The sequence below is a fragment of the Xanthomonas sacchari genome, assembly GCF_024266585.1.
In the GTDB taxonomy this organism is placed as follows: Bacteria; Pseudomonadota; Gammaproteobacteria; order Xanthomonadales; family Xanthomonadaceae; genus Xanthomonas_A; species Xanthomonas_A sacchari_C.
The window spans coordinates 311,540-330,833 of record NZ_CP100647.1; the positions used below are offsets into that span (position 1 = coordinate 311,540).

Annotated in this window: 20 protein-coding genes; 8 read left to right on the forward strand and 12 right to left on the reverse strand. The window is 70.4% G+C overall.

All coding sequences use genetic code 11. From position 1 onward, the window contains the following. Positions 1-36: 36 nt before the first annotated feature. Both NKJ47_RS01245 and NKJ47_RS01250 read right to left on the reverse strand, forming a co-directional pair. Positions 37-819, reverse strand: a complete 783-nt coding sequence (locus tag NKJ47_RS01245) for a rhomboid family intramembrane serine protease (protein WP_254459774.1) — start codon at positions 817-819, stop codon at positions 37-39. Between the two features lie 102 nt (positions 820-921). Continuing rightward, entirely contained in the window at positions 922-1,875 is a 954-nt protein-coding gene (locus NKJ47_RS01250) for a TerC family protein (RefSeq protein ID WP_254459775.1), read from the reverse strand. 258 nt (positions 1,876-2,133) lie between these two features. Here NKJ47_RS01250 and NKJ47_RS01255 point away from each other — a divergent pair, with 258 nt between their 5' ends. From NKJ47_RS01255 to NKJ47_RS01275, 5 genes are all read left to right on the forward strand, one after another. Next, positions 2,134-3,315, forward strand: a complete 1,182-nt coding sequence (locus NKJ47_RS01255) for a class I SAM-dependent rRNA methyltransferase (protein WP_254459776.1) — start codon at positions 2,134-2,136, stop codon at positions 3,313-3,315. A 10-nt stretch (positions 3,316-3,325) separates the two neighbouring features. Continuing rightward, complete coding sequence (locus NKJ47_RS01260; protein WP_254459777.1) at positions 3,326-4,009, forward strand: helix-turn-helix transcriptional regulator; 684 nt, start codon at positions 3,326-3,328, stop codon at positions 4,007-4,009. A 59-nt stretch (positions 4,010-4,068) separates the two neighbouring features. Beyond that, positions 4,069-4,374: an antibiotic biosynthesis monooxygenase family protein gene (locus NKJ47_RS01265; protein ID WP_254459778.1), complete on the forward strand. Its 306-nt coding sequence runs from the start codon at positions 4,069-4,071 to the stop codon at positions 4,372-4,374. A gap of 121 nt (positions 4,375-4,495) precedes the next feature. Next, positions 4,496-5,653: a glycerate kinase gene (locus tag NKJ47_RS01270; protein ID WP_254459779.1), complete on the forward strand. Its 1,158-nt coding sequence runs from the start codon at positions 4,496-4,498 to the stop codon at positions 5,651-5,653. 685 nt (positions 5,654-6,338) lie between these two features. Beyond that, positions 6,339-6,740 carry a DUF2628 domain-containing protein gene (locus NKJ47_RS01275; protein WP_254459780.1) on the forward strand — a complete coding sequence of 134 codons (402 nt, stop codon included), beginning with the start codon at positions 6,339-6,341 and terminating at the stop codon, positions 6,738-6,740. 45 nt (positions 6,741-6,785) lie between these two features. Here NKJ47_RS01275 and NKJ47_RS01280 read toward each other — a convergent pair whose 3' ends face one another. From NKJ47_RS01280 to NKJ47_RS01305, 6 genes are all read right to left on the reverse strand, one after another. Further along, positions 6,786-7,514, reverse strand: coding sequence for a DUF6882 domain-containing protein (locus NKJ47_RS01280; protein ID WP_254459781.1), 729 nt, complete (start codon positions 7,512-7,514; stop codon positions 6,786-6,788). Then, positions 7,511-8,953 carry an amino acid permease gene (locus NKJ47_RS01285; protein ID WP_254459782.1) on the reverse strand — a complete coding sequence of 481 codons (1,443 nt, stop codon included), beginning with the start codon at positions 8,951-8,953 and terminating at the stop codon, positions 7,511-7,513. Before NKJ47_RS01285 ends, NKJ47_RS01280 begins: the two co-directional genes overlap by 4 nt. A gap of 713 nt (positions 8,954-9,666) precedes the next feature. Next, positions 9,667-10,287, reverse strand: a complete 621-nt coding sequence (locus NKJ47_RS01290) for a response regulator transcription factor (RefSeq protein ID WP_254459783.1) — start codon at positions 10,285-10,287, stop codon at positions 9,667-9,669. Next, the gene (locus NKJ47_RS01295) at positions 10,284-11,354 is read right to left on the reverse strand and encodes a sensor histidine kinase (protein WP_254461298.1); all 1,071 of its coding nucleotides are present in this window, start codon (positions 11,352-11,354) and stop codon (positions 10,284-10,286) included. Before NKJ47_RS01295 ends, NKJ47_RS01290 begins: the two co-directional genes overlap by 4 nt. Positions 11,355-11,397: 43 nt before the next feature. Next, on the reverse strand, positions 11,398-12,126 hold the full coding sequence (locus tag NKJ47_RS01300; protein WP_254459784.1) for an MgtC/SapB family protein: 729 nt from the start codon (positions 12,124-12,126) through the stop codon (positions 11,398-11,400). A 127-nt stretch (positions 12,127-12,253) separates the two neighbouring features. Then, the gene (locus tag NKJ47_RS01305; protein ID WP_254459785.1) at positions 12,254-12,580 is read right to left on the reverse strand and encodes a hypothetical protein; all 327 of its coding nucleotides are present in this window, start codon (positions 12,578-12,580) and stop codon (positions 12,254-12,256) included. A gap of 389 nt (positions 12,581-12,969) precedes the next feature. Here NKJ47_RS01305 and rmuC point away from each other — a divergent pair, with 389 nt between their 5' ends. From rmuC to NKJ47_RS01320, 3 genes are all read left to right on the forward strand, one after another. Next, entirely contained in the window at positions 12,970-14,559 is a 1,590-nt protein-coding gene (gene rmuC, locus NKJ47_RS01310; RefSeq protein ID WP_254461299.1) for a DNA recombination protein RmuC, read from the forward strand. Between the two features lie 167 nt (positions 14,560-14,726). Beyond that, positions 14,727-15,269: a glutathione peroxidase gene (locus tag NKJ47_RS01315; protein WP_254459786.1), complete on the forward strand. Its 543-nt coding sequence runs from the start codon at positions 14,727-14,729 to the stop codon at positions 15,267-15,269. A gap of 970 nt (positions 15,270-16,239) precedes the next feature. Then, positions 16,240-16,722, forward strand: a complete 483-nt coding sequence (locus tag NKJ47_RS01320) for a hypothetical protein (RefSeq protein WP_254459787.1) — start codon at positions 16,240-16,242, stop codon at positions 16,720-16,722. Here NKJ47_RS01320 and NKJ47_RS01325 read toward each other — a convergent pair. Genes NKJ47_RS01325 through mlaD form a run of 4 tightly spaced genes read right to left on the reverse strand, consistent with a single transcriptional unit; the run spans position 16,644 to position 19,208 of the window. Beyond that, complete coding sequence (locus NKJ47_RS01325) at positions 16,644-17,696, reverse strand: MlaA family lipoprotein (RefSeq protein ID WP_254459788.1); 1,053 nt, start codon at positions 17,694-17,696, stop codon at positions 16,644-16,646. The genes NKJ47_RS01320 and NKJ47_RS01325 overlap by 79 nt on opposite strands. 3 nt (positions 17,697-17,699) lie before the next feature. Next, positions 17,700-18,014, reverse strand: a complete 315-nt coding sequence (locus NKJ47_RS01330) for an STAS domain-containing protein (RefSeq protein ID WP_254459789.1) — start codon at positions 18,012-18,014, stop codon at positions 17,700-17,702. After that, complete coding sequence (locus tag NKJ47_RS01335; protein ID WP_043093983.1) at positions 18,004-18,672, reverse strand: MlaC/ttg2D family ABC transporter substrate-binding protein; 669 nt, start codon at positions 18,670-18,672, stop codon at positions 18,004-18,006. Before NKJ47_RS01335 ends, NKJ47_RS01330 begins: the two co-directional genes overlap by 11 nt. Further along, the gene (gene mlaD, locus NKJ47_RS01340; protein WP_254459790.1) at positions 18,669-19,208 is read right to left on the reverse strand and encodes an outer membrane lipid asymmetry maintenance protein MlaD; all 540 of its coding nucleotides are present in this window, start codon (positions 19,206-19,208) and stop codon (positions 18,669-18,671) included. The genes NKJ47_RS01335 and mlaD overlap by 4 nt, the downstream gene beginning before the upstream one ends. Positions 19,209-19,294: the final 86 nt, after the last annotated feature.

Here is a 19,294-nt window from a genome sequence, read left to right on the forward strand (position 1 = left end):
GCCGATCGGCGCATTCCGGGCACTGCTCTGCCCGTCTCAGCCCCGGTCCTGCTCGTCGCGCGGCGGGAAGCGCAGCACCACGCCGCGTGAGGCCTGCGGCGGCTGCCATAGCGCCGGCACCTGGGCCGGCGGCGGCGGTTCCAGTTCGTCGTCGGCGACGCGGATGTCGTCGGCGTCGTCCTCGTCCTCCCAACTGTAGCGCTGCCGCGGCGGCAGCGGATCGCGATGGCGCAGCAGCAGCGCCGCGACCACTCCGCCCACCGCGCCGCCCAGGTGCGACTGCCAGGACACCCCGTCCTCGTGCGGCAGCACCGTCACCAGCATGCCGCCGTAGAACAGGAAGGCGATCATGCTGGCGGCGATCGCGGCGCGGTCGCGGCGCAGCAAGGCCAGCACGAACACCAGGAACAGCAGGCCGTGGGCGACGCCGCTGGCGCCCAGGTGATGGCTGCCGGGGTCGCCCAGCAGCCACGCGCCCAGGCCCGAGCCCAGCCACAGCAACGGCAGCCCGGCCAGGGTGGCGCGCGGATACACGCTGCCGGCCAGGGTGCCCAGGATCAGCAGCGCGCCGGCGTTGGCCCCCAGGTGTTCGAGCGATCCGTGCAGCAGCGGCGCGGTCAGCACGCCGAGCAGGCCGGCCGCCGTGTGCGGGGCGACCGCCCAGGGCCGCCAGTCGAACAGGCCCTGGCTGGCGAACACCGCCACCAGCAGCGCCACCAGCGCCAGGCTGGCGTTGAACGCACGCAGGATGCGCGCGCGGTCGAAGCGGCCCTGCGCCTCGTGCACGGGCGGGGGCGAGGGGAGCGAAGAAGTGTCCATGGTCCCTGGATGGCGGCGCCCGGCCGCCAAGGCAAGGCGCCGCCGATGGGAGGGACTGGCCGCGGCCGCGGGACAATCCGCGGCCGCGGCGCAGGCGCCGGGTCAGTGCGCCGGCTTGGCCGGGCGCAGCAGGCTCAGCACCACGGTGGCGCCGATCACCACCGCCACCGCCAGCAGCGACACCAGCACCGGGATCTTGTACAGGTCGATGATCAGCATCTTGGTGCCGATGAACACCAGCACGATCGCCAGGCCGTAAGGCAGCAGGTGGAAGCGGTCGGCCATGCCCGCCAGCAGGAAGAACATCGCGCGCAGGCCCAGCACCGCGAACACGTTGGAGGTCAGCACGATGAACGGGTCGGTGGTGATCGCGAAGATCGCCGGGATGCTGTCCACCGCGAAGATCACGTCGGTGATCGCGATCAGCATCAGCACCGCGAACAGCGGGGTGAACCAGCGCTTGCCCTCCTGGGTCACGCTCAGCGCGTTGCCGTGGTACTGCGGGGTCAGGCGCAGGTGCTTGCGCATGAAGCGCAGCACCGGGTTGGCCTCCAGGTCCGGCTCCTTGCCCGCCGAGAACCACATCTTGATGCCGGTCAGCAACAGGAACGCGCCGAACACGTACAGCAGCCAGTGGAACTTGGTCAGCAGCACCGAGCCGGCGAAGATCATCACCGCGCGCAGCACGATCGCGCCGAGCACGCCGATCACCAGCACGCGCTGGCGCTGCTCCTCCGGCACCGCGAAGTAGCTCATGATCATCAGGAACACGAAGATGTTGTCGACCGCCAGCGACTTCTCGACCAGGTAGCCGGTCAGGAACTCAAGGCCCAGGCGGTTGCCGGCGGCCACGTCGATGGTCTCGCGCAGGTACCACCACAGGCCCGCGTTGAATGCCAGCGCCAGCGCGATCCAGCCGATGCTCCACCACAGCGCTTCCTTGAAGGTGACCTTGTGCGGACCGCCGTGGCGCATCAGCACCAGGTCCGCCAGCAGCGCCACGACCACCACGATCGCGAAACCGCCCCACAACCACACGTTGCCTATCGTTTCCATTGGGAATCTTCCGTCAGTGAACAGGGAACCTCGGGGCCGCGGCGGCGGAGGCGTTCCGGACGGAGACGACGGATGTCGTCCAGAGGGTGCCTTCGCCACTGCGGCGAAGGTCTCGCTCGCAGCCGGCGAACCGGCTGCCGTTGCACCGGAGCCCGCGGGCTCGAATTGACGGCGACAACGTCGGGAGCTACTCCCCTTCTGCGCGCATTCTTGCGGCTGCAGGCGGTGCCGTCAATCGGGGCGGCTACAATGGCGTTCATGAATAGTCCCCTGCCCGTTGTCCGTCTCAAGAACGCCTGGCGCTCCAGCCATCCTTGGATCTTCCAGAAACTGGTCGAAAAACCCGCCGCCAAGCCCAAGCCGGGCGCGCTGGTGGACGTGGTCGGGGTGGACGGCGAGTGGATCGGCCGCGGCTTCTACAACGGCCACTCGCGCATCGCCGTGCGCATCCTCGAAACCAACCCCGACATCGCCGTCGACGAGCACTGGTTCGCGCGCAAGATCGCCGAGGCGGTGTCGCTGCGCCGTGACGTGCTCAAGCTCGACGCGGTCAGCGACGCCTGGCGCGTGGTGCATGCCGAGGGCGACGGCCTGTCCGGCCTGGTGGTGGACCGCTACGGCGACCTGCTGGTGGTGGAGTTCTTCAGCGCCGGCATGTTCCGCCACCGCGAGTGGATCTATGCCGCGCTGCGCGCGCAGTTCCCGGGTGCGCGCTTCTACAGCTTCGCCGAAGAGCACGTGCAGAAGCAGGAGAGCTTCGACTACCGGCCGGTGTCCAGCAGCGGCGAACGCCCGGAGCCGGCGATCATCAGCGAATACGGCGTGCGCTTCCGTGCCGATCCGGCCGGCGCGCACAAGACCGGCTTCTTCGCCGACCAGCGCGAGAACCGGCAGTGGCTGAGCCAGCAGGTGGAGGGCAAGCGCGTGCTCGACCTGTGCTGCAACACCGGCGGCTTCGCGGTCTACGCCAAGGTCCGCGGCGCCACCGAGGTGGTCGGCGTGGACATCGACGAGGACGTGATCGAGATCGCCAAGGGCAACGCCCGCCTCAACGAGGTGCGGCCCAAGTTCGTGCAGGCCGACATCTTCCCGTACCTGCGCGATGCCGCCGCCCGCGGCGACCGGTACGACGTGGTGATCCTGGACCCGGCCAAGATGACCCGCGACCGCGACCAGGTGATCCCGGCGCTGAAGAAGTACCTGGACATGAACAAGCTGGCGCTGGGCGTGGTCGCCCCGGGCGGCCTGTTCGCCACCTTCTCCTGCACCGGCCTGGTCGCCGAGCACGAGTTCCTGGACATGCTGCGCCGCGCCGCCTATTTCTCCGGCCGCACCATCCAGATCCTGAAGGTGGCCGGCGCCGGCGCCGACCACCCGTTCATGGCCCACGTGCAGGAATCGCGCTACCTCAAGGCGGTGTTCTGCCGCGTGCTGGACTGACCGGCCGCGCATGCGCAAGGCCGAGCGGCTGTTCCAGCTGGTCAACTTGATCCGGGTGCGCCAGCCGGTGACGGCCGCCGTGCTCGCCGCCGAACTGGGCCTGTCGGTCCGCAGCATCTACCGCTACCTCGACGATCTTTCGCTCGGCGGCATTCCGGTCTACGGCGAGGCCGGCATCGGCTATCGCCTGGACCCGGCGTTCGCCCTGCCGCCGCTGGCGCTGTCGGGCGAGGAAGTCGAGGCCTTGCAACTGGCGGTGGAGATCCTCGCCTGCAGTGGCGGCGGCCAGTTGCAGCCGGCCGCGCGGAGCGTGCTGCACAAGCTGCAGGCGGCCTTGCCGATGCCGGCGGCGGTGCCGCGGGTGGCGCGCGCGCTGCGCGCCGTGCCGGTGGCGCTGCCGTGCTGGCAGGCGCTGCATGCCGCCACCGTGCAGCGCCGCAGCGTGCAACTGCGCTATCGCAGCCTGCAGGGCGAGGCCAGCGAGCGCACGGTGCTGCCACTGGGGCTGTTCCACTGGGGGCAGCACTGGACGCTGGGCAGCTGGTGCGGGCTGCGCGCCGCCTATCGCGATTTCCGCCTGGATCGGATCGAGGCGGTACACGCCTGCGCGACGCCGTTGCCGGTGCCGGCCCACGTGGCGCTGGAGCCCTATCTGCAACACCAACGCGCGGCCTGGGCGCAGCGCGGGCACTGACACCCCGGTGTCAGCAGGACCTCCGCAGACTGCCGGCTCCTTCACGACGGAGTACCTGCATGTCCACCCCTGCCACCTACGTTCTCGAACTCGCCGTCTTCACCGTCAAGCCCGACGCCCGCCAGCGCATGCCGGCGCTGCGCCAGCAGCTGCGTGCGGCGCTCGCCGATTTTCCCGGTCTGCTCGATTACCGCGCGTATGCGCCGCTGGACGGCGACGAGCAGTTCGTCGATCTCGCGCACTGGCGCGACCTGGCCAGCGCGCAGGCGGCGGCCGACGCCTTCGCCAACGGCGATGCGCGCTTTGCGCCCTATGCCGCGGCCATCGCCGAGTTGCAGGTGATGCGGCACCTGGTGCCGGCCTGAAGCGCGGCGTGCGCGGTGACGCCGGCCGCGACTATGATCGACCGATGGTCTCCTCGAACGCGCGCATGAAGCGGCCCGCCTCGCCCGGTGCGAGGCGGCGGTCGATCGCCGCGCACGCTGCATGAAGATCGTCATCGCCCCGGACGCGTTCAAGGAAAGCCTGTCCGCGGCGCAGGCCGCTGCGCAGATCGCGGCCGGCTTCCGCGACGTTTTCCCGCACGCGCAGTACGTGCTGCTGCCGTTCGCCGACGGCGGCGAGGGCACCGTCGAGGCGCTGGTCGCCGGCGGCGGGGGGCACCGGGTCGCCTGCACGGTGACCGGGCCGCTGGGCGCGCCGGTGGCCGCGCACTTCGGCCTGAGCGAGGATGGCGGCACAGCGCTGATCGAGATGGCCGCGGCCAGCGGGCTGATGCTGGTGCCGCCGGCACAGCGCGACCCGCGCCTGACCGGCACCCGCGGCGTCGGCGAACTGATCCTGGCCGCCCTGGACGCCGGCGCGCGCCGCTTGCTGATCGGCATCGGCGGCAGCGCCAGCAACGATGGCGGCGCCGGCATGGTGCAGGCGCTGGGCGTGCGCCTGCTGGATGCGCACGGCCGCGACCTGGCCGCCGGCGGCGCGGCGCTGGGCGTGCTGGCACGCATCGAGATGGATGGATTGGACCCGCGCCTGCGTGGCTGCACCATCGAGGTCGCCTGCGATGTCGACAATCCGCTGACCGGCCCGGCCGGCGCCTCGGCGGTGTTCGGGCCGCAGAAGGGCGCCACGCCGGCGATGGTGGCGCAGCTCGACGCCGGCTTGCAGCACTACGCCGAGGCGATCGAACGCACCCTGGGCGTGGCGGTGGCGCAGCTGCCCGGCGCCGGTGCCGGCGGCGGCATCGGCGCGGCCCTGGTCGCCTTCCTCGGCGCGCGCCTGCGTCCGGGCGTGGAGATCGTCGCGCAGGCGCTGCGGCTGGAAGCGCACCTGGCCGGCGCCGACCTGCTGGTCACCGGCGAGGGACGCCTGGACGGGCAGAGCGCGCAGGGCAAGGTGCCGGTCGGCCTGGCCCGTATCGCCCGGCGCCATGGCGTGCCGGTGCTGGCCATCGCCGGCGGCCTGGGCGAGGGGGCGGCGGACCTGCATGCGCAGGGGATCGACGCGCTGTTCGGCGCGGTGCAGCGGATCTCCACCCGCGAGGCCGCGCTGGCCGACGCCACGGAGGCCCTGCGCCAGGCGGCGCGCAACGTGGCCGCCACGCTCGCGCTCGGCCAGCGGCTGGGCGGCGCCCGGGCGCAATAGCGGCCTGCGCCGTCGGCTCCGCGGCGTCGGTAAGCCCCCTGTGGGAGGGACTTCAGTCCCGACGCGCTGACCGATGGTCGCCGCAGAACCCCGCGAGGCCGTTGCCCCGCGCGTCGCGGCTCAAGCTGCTCCCACAAGTAGGTACTCGCCAGCGGATGCGCCACGCGCAGGCAAGCCTTGTGGGAGGGACTTCAGTCGCGACGCGCTGACCGATGGTTGCCGCAGAACCCCGCGAGGCCGTTGCCCCGCGCGTCGCGGCTGAAGCCGCTCCCACAAGTGGGTACTCGCCAGCGGATGCGCCACGCGCAGGCACGCCTTGTGGGAGGGACTTCAGTCGCGACGCGCTGACCGATGGTCGCCGCAGAACCCCGCGAGGCCGTTGCCCCGCGCGTCGCGGCTGAAGCCGCTCCCACAAGTGGGGACTCGCCAGCGGATGCGCCACGCGCAGGCAAACCTTGTGGGAGGGACTTCAGTCCCGACGCGATGACCGGCGGCTGTCGCAATGCGGGGAGGGGCGCCTGTTCCGAGACCAGGCGCGGCGCACGCTGTTACCAATCCCCAATCCCCAATCCCCAATCCCCGGCGATCGAACCCGCACCAGGCTGGTGCATCGACAAGCCCCCATTTGGCGCGCAGTGTCCATTCAGTTAAACTGAAAACGTTTACAACACGGAAGCTCGCCCTCATGGAAACGCCAAACCTCCCGCAACATGCCCCGCTCAGCCCGAAGTGGCAGTTCCGCTTCGATTTCTTCGACCGTTACGGTGCACCGTCCACGCCCGAGTACAAGGCGGCGTTCAAGGCGCTGCCGTTCATGGATCGGTTGAAGATCAACATGAACTTCTTCGCCCTGTTCTTCGGCTTCATCTACTTCTTCATCCTCGGCCTGTGGCGCAAGGCGCTGGCGCTGATCGGCATCTCGCTGGCGCTGGGCGTGATCGCGGCGTTCCTGCCCGACGCGGTCGGCCGCGGCCTGGGCATCGCCTACTCGCTGCTGGTCGGCATGACCGCCAACTACGCCTACTACCTGGACCAGCGCAAGGGCAGCGTCAGCTGGAACCCGTTCGAAGGCCTGCGTTGGTGGTAATGGCCGGGCACGGCGGCGTGCAGGTGCGACGCGCCGCCGCCGTGTTCAGCGCTTGCGTTTCCAGAATTGCCAGGCCGGGACCGGCGTCGGCATGACCGCGGCGGCGGCCTGCGCCGGGGCCAGCTGGCCCTGCACGCCGGTCAACCGTTCCTGAGCATCGAACGCCAGGACGATGCGGGTGTTGCCGCGGGTCGCCACCGTCTGCGCGGGTTCGCGCTGCAGCGCAAAGCCCTGGTCGGCCAGAAAGCCTTCGCTCATGACGCGGTTGTCGAGCGCGAACTGCATCGGCAGTTCCCCGAGCAGGCGCAGCACGCGGGCGTCGTCGCACGGCGCGAACACCGCGGCCGGCACGTCATCGAGCAGGAAGAACAGCGCGCCGCCATCGTACGGCGCGCGGTAGTAGCAGCGCCCGCGCAGGGCGCCAGCGAGCAGCGCGAACTGGTGGCCGCCGTCCTCGCCCAGCGCCGAGGACGGCGCGACCAGTTCCTCGATGCCCTCGCGTTCGCCGTGCGCACGCAGCGCGCTCGCTTCGGTCAGCAGCGCCGGCGGCAGCTTGCTGGCGGTGTTGGCCCAGGCCCATCGCCAACTGGCGCTGGCCTCGGCGGCGGTGCCCAGCAGCTGCATCGGAAACGACAGATCCTCGCCGAAGGACACCCGCCCTTCGCCCAGGTCCACTTGCCAGCGACGCTCGGCCAGCACGTCGGCCAGCGCCAGCTGGCGGGCGTAAGCATTGCCGATGTGGCGCGCCAGCGCCGCCTGGAACGCCGGACTCATCGCGCGGGCTGCGCGCGCTGCAGCAGGCTGTTGCGGCGCCCGTACAGCAGGTAGGCGATCACGCCCAGCAGGTTCCACAGCCCAAACCAGATCTGGGTGGTGTGCGGCAGGCTCCAGAACAGGTACAGGCAGCCGCCGATCGCCAGCGGCCCGACCACCCACGCCAGCGGGGTGCGGAAGGTACGGGCGCGGCCCGGTTCGCGGCGGCGCAGGACCAGCATGCACGCGGCCACGGCGATGAAAGCGGCCAGGGTGCCGGCATTGGCCAGCGCGGCGATCTCGTCCAGCCGCGCCACGCCGGCCAGCGCCGCCACCAGCACCGCGGTGAACAGGGTGGTGGCCACCGGCGTGCCGGTGCGCGCGTTGACCTTGGACAGCCCGCGCGGCAGCAGGCCGTCGCGCGACATCACGAAGAAGATCCGGCTCTGCCCGTACAGGAACGCCAACAGCACGGTCGGCAGCGCGATCACCGCGACCACGCCGATCGCCGCCGCCGCCTTGGCGTGGCCGAGTTCGCGCAGGATCAGCGCCAGCGGCTCGGTGCTGGCGCCGAACACGTCGTAGCGCATCGCCCCGACCGCGGCCAGCGCCACCAGGATGTAGATCAGGGTGCAGCCGACCATCGAGCCGACGATGCCGATCGCCAGGTCGCGCTTGGGGTTCTTGGTCTCCTCGGCGGCGGTGGAGATCGCGTCGAAGCCGTAGAAGGCGAAGAAGATGATCGCCGCCGCCGCCATCACCCCGTGCGCGACGCCGTCGGCGCCGACCGTCTTGGGGAAGCCGTAGGGCATGAACGGGTGCAGGTTGGCGCTCTGGAACGCCGGCAGCGCCACCGCCACGAAGATGCCCAGGGCGATCAGCTTCAGCACCACCAGCACCGCGTTGAGCGTGGCGCTCTCCTTGGTGCCGGCCATCAGCAGGCCGGCCACGGCGAAGGTGATCAGCACCGCCGGCAGGTTGACGATGCCGCCGGCATGCGGCCCGGCGGTCAGCGCCGCCGGCAGGTTCAGGTCCATGCCGGTCTGCGCGCTGGCCCAGTGCAGGAAGCCGACGAAGTACCCGGACCAGCCCACCGCCACCGTGCTGACCACCAGCGAGTACTCCAGGATCAGGCTCCAGCCCACCACCCAGGCGATCGCCTCGCCGAGCGCGACGTAGCTGTAGGTGTAGGCGCTGCCGGCGGCCGGCATCATCGTCGCCATCTCCGCATAGGCCAGCGCGGCGCAGGCGCAGATCGCCCCGGCCACCGCGAACGACACCAGCACCGCCGGCCCGGCCAGCTGCGCGCCGACCCCGATCAGGGTGTAGATGCCGGTGCCGACGATCGCGCCGATGCCCAGCGCCACCAGGTGCGGCCAGCTCAGCGAGGGCACCAGCCGGCGGCCGGCCTCGTGGACGGTGACCAGGTCGAGCGACTTGCGCCGGAACAGGAACGACATGCGGGCCTCGGGTGCGGAAGTGACAAGCCCGGCAGTGTCGCCGAATGCAGTGCAGCAAAGCTATGCCCGCGGTGCGGCGCTTGCGCTGATGGGGGCAGGCCTGCCGAAAGCGTGCGTTCGGTGCAGTTGAGCCGGAAAGCAGAAGCTTTCGCCTGACGGCGAGTTACTTTGATCAGCCTTCGGCTGCTGAGAAGCGCCTCTTTGCCTGTGCAAAGAAAAGTAACCAAAAGAAGCGCTTCACCACAGCCGAAGGCTGGTCAAGCACACCCCGCAGCGCGCCCTCCGCGCTACGCGCTCCGGGTTCGCAGCCACGACGGGGATTCGCGGAAGGGGCTTGTCTGCTTCGCAGCCAAGTCCGGGGCAGTCGCCTCACGGCGCCAGCCCGCCCGCCGGGGCGAAGCAGTGCTTCGCCTTTTTCCGGCGAGCCCTGCCCCTGCCGCGAACGGCGCACATCCATCTGCGCCGCCCTTCGGGTGTTTCCCCGCCGTGGCTGCCGCGCCGAGGGGATCCCCATAAATCAACAGCAAAGCAACAGCAAAGCAACAGCAGAAGCAAAGCCTGCGGGAGGAACTACTGCCTGGTCGATGCGGCTTCAGCTGCGACGCGCGTTCCCAATAGCGCTCGGTCGCATCTGATTCCGGGGGACTAGCGCCGCGCCTGTCCGGGAGACGCATCCTGCTCCGCCGCGGCACCGGCGCACGATCCGCGCCGCCCTACAGCCCCAGCCGCTCCGCCAGCCGCACCAGTTCGGCCAGCGAGCCGACCTCCAGCTTGCGCATCGCATTGCCGCGGCGCACCTTCACCGTGATCTCGCTGAGCTGCAGCCGTGCCGCCACCTGCTTGTTCAACAGGCCCTGCACCACCAGCTCCACCACCTCGCGTTCGCCGGCACTGAGCCGCGCCCAGCGCGCCTGCAGGTCGGCCTGGGCCGCAGCGGCGGCGCGGCGCGCGCGGTCGCGGGCGATGCCCTGGCCGATCGCGTCGAGCAGGTCCTGGTCGCGGAATGGTTTGGTCAGGAATTCGATCGCGCCGTTCTTCATCGCCTCCACGCTCATCGGGATGTCGCCGTGGCCGGTGATGAAGATGGTCGGCAGCGCCAGCCCGGCCTCGTGCATGTTGCGGTGGAAATCCATGCCGCTCTGCCCGGGCATGCGGATGTCCAGCACCAGGCAACTCGGCGCATCGGTGCGCGGATGCGCCAGGAACTCGCGGGTCGAGGCGAAGGCGTGCACCTGCAGGTCCACCGAGGCGAACAGGTCTTCCAGCGCGGCGCGGATCGAGGCGTCGTCGTCGATCAGGTACACCACCGGGCGCGCGGTCGCCTCGGCGTTCATGGCCGGGCCCCGCTGGCGGTGGGCAGGCAGACGTGGAACACCGCACCGCGCGGCCGCCCGGGTTCGGCCCAGATGCGGCCGCTGCCGGCCTCGACGATGCTGCGGCTGATGCTCAGGCCGATGCCGATGCCGCCCTGCTTGGTGGTCCAGAACGCATCGAACAGATGCGCCTGCGCCTGCGCGGACAAGCCTTCGCCGCTGTCGGCCAGGCTCAGCCGCACCGAACGCGCGTCCTCGCGCGCGGTGACGATGCGCAGCGTGCGCTGCGCCGGCGGCGTGGCGGCCATCGCCTCGATCGCATTGAGCAGCAGGTTGCCGATCACCTGCTGGATCTGCACCGGGTCGGCCGACACCGGCGGCAGCAGCGCCGACAGTTCGGTGTGCACGCTGACCGCGCTGCGCTCCAGTTCGCCCTGCGACAACGCCAGCACCTCGGCCACCGCGGCATTGAGGTCGAAGGCGCGCTGCTGCGGCGCCTCGCCCCGGGTCAGGCTGCGCACCCGCGCGATCACCTCGCCGGCGCGCTCGGCGTCGGCGAGGATGCGCGCCAGCGCCGCGCGCGCCTTGTCCAGGTTCGGTGGCTGCTGGTCGAGCCAGCGCTGGCAGGCGTTGCCGCTGGTGACGATGGCCGCCAGCGGCTGGTTGACCTCGTGCGCGATCGACGCGGTCAGGCTGCCCAGGCTGCGCACCCGCGCCAGCCGCAGCAACTGCGCCTGCGCCGCGTGCGCGGCGGCCTTGGCGCGCTCCATGCGCACCGCGATCGAGGCGGTGACCGCGACCACCACGATGCTGATCGCCGAGTTGATCACGCCCACGTGGTAGGCACCGGCATGGGTCAGATGGAAGCTGAGCACGACCAGCACCACGCAGATGCCGGCCAGCACGCCCAGCCCGGCCGGGGCCAGCAAGCGCACGGCGCCGAGGATCGCCACCGTGTAGAACAACGCCGCCGCCACCGCGTAGTCGGTGACCGTGTCGGCGACGAAGATCGCGCCCAGCGCCAGGCCCAGCGCGGCCAGGCCGAGCAGGCGGCGGTGCGGCGGCAGCGGCTTGAACCAGGCGATCATCGGCAGCGCGGGGTGGGAGCGAGGGGGGCGGGGCATGGCCGGCTCAGGCTTCGGCGCCGGCGTTCCAGAACGCCTGTTGTACACCCGGTTCGCCTTCCAGGCGCTGCACCACCGCATCCAGTTCCTCGGCGCGCACCGCGGTGGCGTACAGGGTGGCGGCGATCTCCACGTCCTGGTGCCCGAACGGATGCTGCTCGACCTCGCGCGCCGGGTAGTGCGCCTCCTCCAGCAGTTCGATCAGCCGCTCGCGCACGTCGCCGTGCACCTCGCGGGCGCAGATCGCATAGAACATGTAGGTGGCTTCGAGCGAGGATTCCTTCAGCGGATGCCGGTTGATGCGGTTCACCATCGGCCGCAGCAGGGTGTTGCTGAGCAGCACGAACATCGCCGCCAGCACCGCCTCGGCGACCAGCCCGGCGCCGGCGCAGGCGCCGACCGCGCCCGACCCCCACAGCGTGGCCGCGGTGTTGAGCCCGGTGACGTTGGCGCCCTCCTTCATGATCGCGCCGGCGCCGAGAAAGCCGATGCCGGAGACCACGTAGGCCACCACCTGCACCGCGCCCTGGGTGCCGCCGTGGATCTCGAACAGGCGGTCGCCGAGCGAGACGAAGATCGCCGCGCCGACCGCGACCAGGGTGTTGGTACGCAGCCCGGCGGTGCGCTGGCGCACCTGGCGCTCGAAACCGATGATCGCGCCGAGCACGAAGGCGGCGGTCAGGCTCACCAGCGTGTCGAGCAGCGAGCCGAGATTGAACAGGCGCAGGGCTTCCATCAGGGGGCGTTCCGGTGGGCGAAGGGCGCGGTCATGGCGGCTCCGGGAAAGGGAATGAGCGGAGGTGGGGTGCGCATGATGCCGGGGCGAGATGGCATTCGACACCACGGGCGTGGGTGTGCGGGTTTCAGCGCACCCCGGGCCACCAGGCCAGCGCGGCATGCCGCCAATGCGCCGCCGGGGCGCTTTCCCCGGCGGCGTGCAGGCGCCGCTGCGCCGCGTGCGGCAAGCGTGCGCGGACCCGGATGCGGTCGGCGACGGACAGCAGCGACAGCGCGTCGGCCATCACCCGCGGCGACTGCGCGGCCAGCGCCAGGGCGAAGGCGCGGGCGCCGTGGGCGGCGAGCAGATGGCGCAGCGCCTCGGGACGGCGCATGGCGACGGCGGCGCGCAGCGCGCGCTGCAGGCCGCGCTGCAGACGGAAACGGCGGGAGAACAGCGAGAACGCGAACATGACGACCTCCTTGCGGCGCGTGGCCGGCAAGGACGTCGCAGCGTGCGGGCGGCGGGCGTCTTCCGGCTCAGCGCCGGGCAGCGACCAGGCGGGGAGAATGGCGGGGGACTGGGACTGCGGCGCTGACGCCGCGTCGATGCGGATCGGGGTCCATGCGCGCCTCCGGTGTCAGGGGAACGGATCGCGCGGGGCGCGATGGCCTGGTGCGGCCTGATGCCGCGGCAGCGCCCACTGGCCGGGCCAGGAGCGGGTGGCGCAAAGCTTGGCACGCGGCCCCTGCCCGCACCAGCCTGCATGAGGCCATGGCGGCGATACCAAGGTATATCCGGCGCTGTCCGCCCGCTGGCGCGTGGCGCAGCGATTGAGACGTGGCCGGCTACACTGGCCGCATGCAGAACGATGTCTATTTCCTGATCCTCGCCGGCCTGTTGTGCGCCGTCATCGCCCTGTTGCTGGCCGTGTTGCTGCGGCGGGGCAACCATGCCGCGCTGGAGGCGGCCCTGCGCGAGGAGCAGCGCAGCGGCCGTGGCGAACTGCGCGAGCAGCTCGACAGCCTGGCGCGCCAGCAGGACGCGCGCAGCGAAGGCTTCGCCCGCCATCTGGCCGATCTGTCCACCCGCACCGACCAGCGCCTGGACCTGCTGCGCGAAGCGCTGACCGAGGACGCGCGACGCGGCCGGGTCGAAGCCGGCGAAGCGCAGCAGCGCATGGCCGAGCTGCTGAGCCAGCGCCTGGTCGAGATCCGCGGCCAGCTCGATGCCTTCGGCCAGCAGCAGGATGCGCGCATGGCCCAGTTCGGCCAGCAGCAGGCCGAGTTGATCGCGCGCATCGACGCGCAACTGGGCGCGCTGCGCGAGGCCCTGCTCGAGGATGCGCGCAAGGGCCGCCAGGAAGGTGCCGACGCGCAGCAGCGCTTCGCCGACACGCTCGGCCAGCGCCTGGGCGAGCTGGTCCAGCGCAACGAGCAGCGCCTGGGCGAGATGCGCGCCACCCTGGAGGAGCGGCTGAAGGAACTGCAGGCCGACAACGCGGCCAAGCTCGAGCAGATGCGCGGCACCGTCGACGAGAAGCTGCAGACCACCCTCAACACGCGCCTGGACGCCTCGTTCAAGCTGGTCTCCGAACGGCTCGAGCAGGTCCAGCGCGGCCTGGGCGAGATGCAGCAGCTGGCCACCGGCGTCGGCGACCTCAAGCGCGTGCTGAGCAACGTCAAGAACCGCGGCGGCTGGGGCGAAGTGCAGCTGGAGAACATCCTCGAGCAGACCCTGACCCAGGAGCAGTACGCACGCGGCGTGCGGGTGCGCCCGGAGCGCAACGAAATGGTCGATTTCGCCGTGCGCCTGCCCGGCCGCGGCCACGAGGACACGCCGGTGTGGCTGCCGATCGACGCCAAGTTCCCGCGCGAGGACTACGAGCGCCTGCTCGACGCGCAGGAGCAGGGCGATCCGGAATTGGTGCAGGCGACGGGTGCGCAACTGGAACGCGCGATCCGGGTGCAGGCCAAGTCGATCGGCGACAAGTACATCGCCCCGCCGCACACCACCGACTTCGCGGTGATGTTCCTGCCCACCGAAGGCCTGTACGCCGAGACCCTGCGCCGTCCCGGCCTGGCCGACCTGCTGCAGCGCGAGCACCGCATCGTCGTCGCCGGGCCGACCACCATCACCGCCCTGCTCAACAGCCTGCAGATGGGCTTTCGCACCCTCGCCATCGAGAAACGTTCCAGCGAGGTGTGGGGGGTGCTGGCGGCGGTCAAGAGCGAGTTCGGCAAGTTCGCCGGCATCCTGGAAAAGGCCGAGAAGCAGATCAGCACCGTCGGCAAGAGCCTGGGCGAGGCCAGCCGCAAGACCCGCACCATCGAGCGCCGCCTGCGCGGGGTCGAGACCCTGGCCGATGCGCAGGCCGCGCCGCTGCTGGACCTGTCGCTGCCGCTGGACGAGGCCGAGGCGGACGAGGTGGCGGGCGACGACCGGGAGTGAGCCCCGTGCGGTGCGCGGCGGGGCGTCGTCAGTTGGGGTGAGGGGCATGGCGGTTGCGTCGGCGCGAAGGCGAGCTGTCGGTGCGCTGAGTCACGCGGTCGCCGCGCTCCGCACGTCGCGTCGGCAGCGACTATGCTGGCATTCCCTTTCGATCGAGGTAATGCCCCATGTCCGCGTCGCTGACCGCCATTCCGCTGACCCGCATCGACGGCCAGCCGGCCACCCTCGCCGAGTTCGACGGCAAGGTACTGCTGATCGTCAACGTGGCTTCCAAGTGCGGGCTCACCGCGCAGTACGCGGGCCTGGAAGCGCTGTACCGCGAGAAGCAGGCGGCGGGGTTGGAGGTGCTCGGTTTCCCGGCCAACGATTTCAAGGGCCAGGAGCCGGGCAGCGAGGCGGAGATCCAGCAGTTCTGCCAGCTCACCTACGATGTCACCTTCCCGATGTTCGCCAAGATCGCGGTCACCGGCGAAGCGACCCATCCGCTGTATCGCGCGCTGATCGCCGCGCAGCCGCAGACCGAGGGCGAGGGCCCGATGCGCGAGAAGCTGGCCGGCTACGGCATCGAGCCGAACCCGGCGCCGGGCGTGCTGTGGAACTTCGAGAAGTTCCTGATTGGCCGCGACGGTAAGGTGCATGCGCGTTTCGCCCCGGACGTCACCGCCGAGGATCCGCGCCTGCGTGCGGCGATCGACGCCGCGTTGGGGTAACGGTTCGCGGCGTTCGATGCCGTGAGGCGGTGCTTGGACGAGTTGAAGGTGCTGTTGTGGGCGTCTAAGGCGGAACAGGTTGCCGGCGGGGTTGTAGTGTCCGGCGTCGCCTGTCGCGGCTGAAGCCGCTCCTGCGCAAGGTTTGCAGCACCATACCGGTTGCCGTTGCCGTTGCCGTTGCCGTTGCCGTTGCCGTTGCCGTTGCCGTTGCCGTTGCCGTTGCCGTTGCCTTGGCTGTTGCTGTGCTTCTGTGCTTTGGCTGTGGCTGTTGTTTCGGCTTTTGACTTACCGGGTTCCCTTACGAAGCGGCGGCCAGCGCGGGGAAAAACCCCGAAGGGGCGGCGCACAAGGATGTGCGCCGTCCGCGGCAGGGGCAGGATGCCCCTTCCGCGGATCCCCGTGATGGACGCGGACCCGGAGCGCGCAGCGCGGAGGGCGCGAAGGCAGGGCGCGCTTTCTTTTGGTTACCTTTTCTTTGCGCGAGCAAAGAAAAGTAACTCGCCCGTCAGGGCGAAAGCCTTTGCTTTTGACTGATGTATCAGACGGAGTGAGCTGTAGGAGCGGCTTCAGCCACGACCCACAGGTGGTAGTGCCTGTCGCGGCTGAAGCCGCTCTACAATCCAGCCGCCGCCGCCGCCGCAAGAGCAAGAGCAGTAGCAAGAGCAGTAGCAAGAGCAGTAGCAAGAGCAGTAGCAAGAGCAGTAGCAAGAGCAAAGCTTTCGCCTGACGGCGAGTTACTTTTCTTTGCTTGTGCAAAGAAAAGTAACCAAAAGAAAGCACACCCCGCAGCGCGCCCTCCGCGCTGCGCGCTCCGGGTCCGCAGCCACGACGGGGATTCGCGGAAGGGGCTTGTCTGCTTCGCAGCCAAGTCCGGGGCAGTCGCCTCACGGCGCCAGCCCGCCCGCCGGGGCGAAGCAGTGCTTCGCCTTTTTCCGGCGAGCCCTGCCCCTGCCGCGAACGGCGCACATCCATGTGCGCCGCCCTTCGGGTTTTTCCCCGCCGTGGCTGCCGCGCCGAGGGGACCCCGGTAAATCAACAGCAACAGCAACAGCAACAGCAACAGCAGGAGCAACAGCAGGAGCAGAAGCAGGAGCAGAAGCAGAAGCAGAAGCAGGAGCAGAAGCAGGAGCAGAAGCAGGAGCAGAAGCAGAAGCAGGAGCAGAAGCAGGAGCAGGAGCAGAAGCAGGAGCAGGAGCAGGAGCAACAGCGAAGCCGGCTGCACAATGACGTCGGCCGCGACCCTCGATCACCCACTGCAAACCGAGCGGTCATTCCCGCACATCGCGCTGCGTCCACAGGCGATACCAGCAAAAGCTTCAGACACAAAAAACCCGGCCGAGGCCGGGCTTTTCGTAGGTGGATCGTGCGCTCGACTCAGCGCCCGCCGCGCCACTCCGGCACCGGCATCGCGTCCACCGGCACCGTCGGGTTGGTCTCTTCCTCGCGCAGATAGGCCGGCAGATCGTCGTCCTGGCGCTTGTGCCCGCGCATGTCGCTCTCGATCTGGTAGTTGCGCCGCTGCAACCAGGCATCGCGGGTCAGCTGATACTCGTCCGGCGCCTGGTCGCGCAGACTGTCCAGCGACAACAGCTGCGCACGCGTGTCGACCAACTGCAGGCCCTGCAGGCCGATGCGGACCTGGTCCTCCTCGATCTGCTGCAGCGGCGACAGCGGCGCGTCGCCGACCAGGCCGAACGTATCGCGTACCGTGCGCGGGCCGAACAGCGGCAGTTCCAGGTAGCGCGAGCGGCGCCAGCCCCACACGCCCAGCGTCTGGCCGAAGTCCTCGCTGCGCCGCGGCAGGTTGGCGTCGGTGGCCGGGTCGAAGATGCCGCCGATGCCCAGCGTGCTGTTGATCAGGAACCGGCTCAGGGTCTGCCCCGCCTGCAGCGGACGGCCCTGCAGCAACTGGTTGACCATGGTCAGCGGCGAACTGAGGTTGTCGAAGAAGTTGGTCACGCCCAGCCGCACCGGCCGCGGCACCACGTTGACGTAGGCGCGTGCCAGCGGCCGCGCCACGGCGCGGTCGACCACGTTGTTGAAGGCATGCACCTTGCGGTTGAACTTCTCCCACGGATCGTAGCTCTGCGGCGCCTGCACGCCCTCCGGCAGGGTCGGATCGGCGACCGGGTTGTACGGGTCGCTGCCGTAGATCGCGGCGTAGTCCGCATCGGCGGAATCGGTCGGGTCCTGTGTAGTCGTCGTGGCCGGCGCAGTCGTAGCCGCCTGCGCGGTGTCGGCCGCCGTGTCCACCGGTGCCGGTGCGGGAGCCGGCGTGGCGGCGCCACTGCCAGCCTGGTCCTGGATGGACGTGGCCGGCGCGGTTTCCGCCACCGGCGGCGGAGGCGGCGTGCGCTTGGGGGCACCGGCGCAGGCGCCCAGGGCGGCGGCCAGGGTCAGGGAAGTGAGGATACGCAGCACGTTCATGTGTCAGCTCGCCGCAGGGGGAGAGTGGAAGTCCAGGGTCGAGGCCAGCCGGTAGGCGGCGCTCAAGTCGGTCAGGCCGGCCGGGGCGCCGTGGATGGCGACCTCGGCCTGGCCCTGGGCGCGCAGGCGCGCGGCGAGTTCGGCGAGCAGCGCCAGACCGGCGCTGTCCACCCGCGACACCGCCTGCAGGTCCAGCGCGCGCGCGCCCGGCAGCAGCCGCAGCGCCGCCGGCCACAGCGCGGTGGCCGCGGCACGGTCGAGCACGCCGCTCAGCGCGAGCGTGTCGCCATCGCGGCGCAGTTGCGCATCACTTGCCACTGTTGCCCGCCGGTGCCGCCTGCAGCGTGCCGTTGCGCAGCTCGGCCGCGACCTCGGCGATCGACTTGTTGCGCAGCGGGGTGTCGAACTGGTTGCGGAAGGTCTGCACGTAGGACACGCCCTCGACCATCACGTCGAAGATCTTCCAGCCCGCGCCGGTGTTGCGCAGCAGGTAGTCCACCGGCACCGGGTCGCCGCCGCTGCGCAGCAGCTCGGTGGAGACCTTGACGCCGCGGCCGCCCGGCAGCGGGGTTTCCGACTTCACCCGCACCTGCGGCTTGCCTTCGAAGGTCAGCAGCGAGGTGCCGTAGCGCTGCATCAGGTTGTCGGCCATCGCGTCGCCGAACAGCTTGACGTCGGCGTCGGAGGCGCCGCGGCCGTGCACGCCCAGCACCAGGCGGGCGGCGTAGTCGCGGTCGAAGGATTTGTTCATCTCGCTGTCGATGAACTGGCGCAGCGCGGTGGGGTTGCTCTTGAACTCGCTGCGGCGCTGTTCCAGCGTGGTCAGGATGCGGGTGCTGTTCTCGAGCACCACCTTGCTGGCCGAACCGGCCTGGGTGGCGGCGGCGGCCGGCGCGGCGGCCTGGGCCAGGGCGGCGGAGGGCGCGGCCACGGCCAGCGCGGCGGCGAGAGCGGCGGAAAGCAATTTGATCGTCATGGCTTGGGTTCCGTTGCGGGCGTGGTGGGGTCGGCCGAGGGTGCGGCAGCAGGCGTTGTGTTCTTGTCGCCGCTGGCGCTGCCGCCGCCGAACATGTACTTGCCGACCAGCTGGATCAGGTCCACCGCCGGCTGGGTGAAGGCGATTTCCTGGCCGGGCTTGAGCGTGTCGGGGTCGCCGCCAGGCTGCAGGCCGACATAGCTCTCGCCCAGCAGGCCGCTGGTCAGGATCGCCGCCGAGGTGTCGGCCGGCAGGTCCTTGTACTTGTCGTCGATGGACAGGGTGACCACCGAATCGAACTTGGTCGGGTCCAGGTCGATCTTGGCGACCTGGCCGATGATGACGCCGCCGATCTTCACCGGCGCCTGCGCACGCAGCTGGCCGATCTGCGAGAAGCGCGCGATCAGGTCGTAGCGGTGGCCGCCGAAGCCCCACTGGCGGTTGGTGGAAGCCAGCGCCAGCACCAGCAGCGAGGCCAGGCCCAGCAGCAGGAAGGCGCCGACGGCGAACTCGAGACGGGGACCACGGAGAGCCATAACGTGTCTACCTTGTTGATTCAGCGTGGCCGCGGCGCCAGTGCCGCGACCGGGATGTTGCCGCGGAGCCTGCCGTCGCCGGCCGG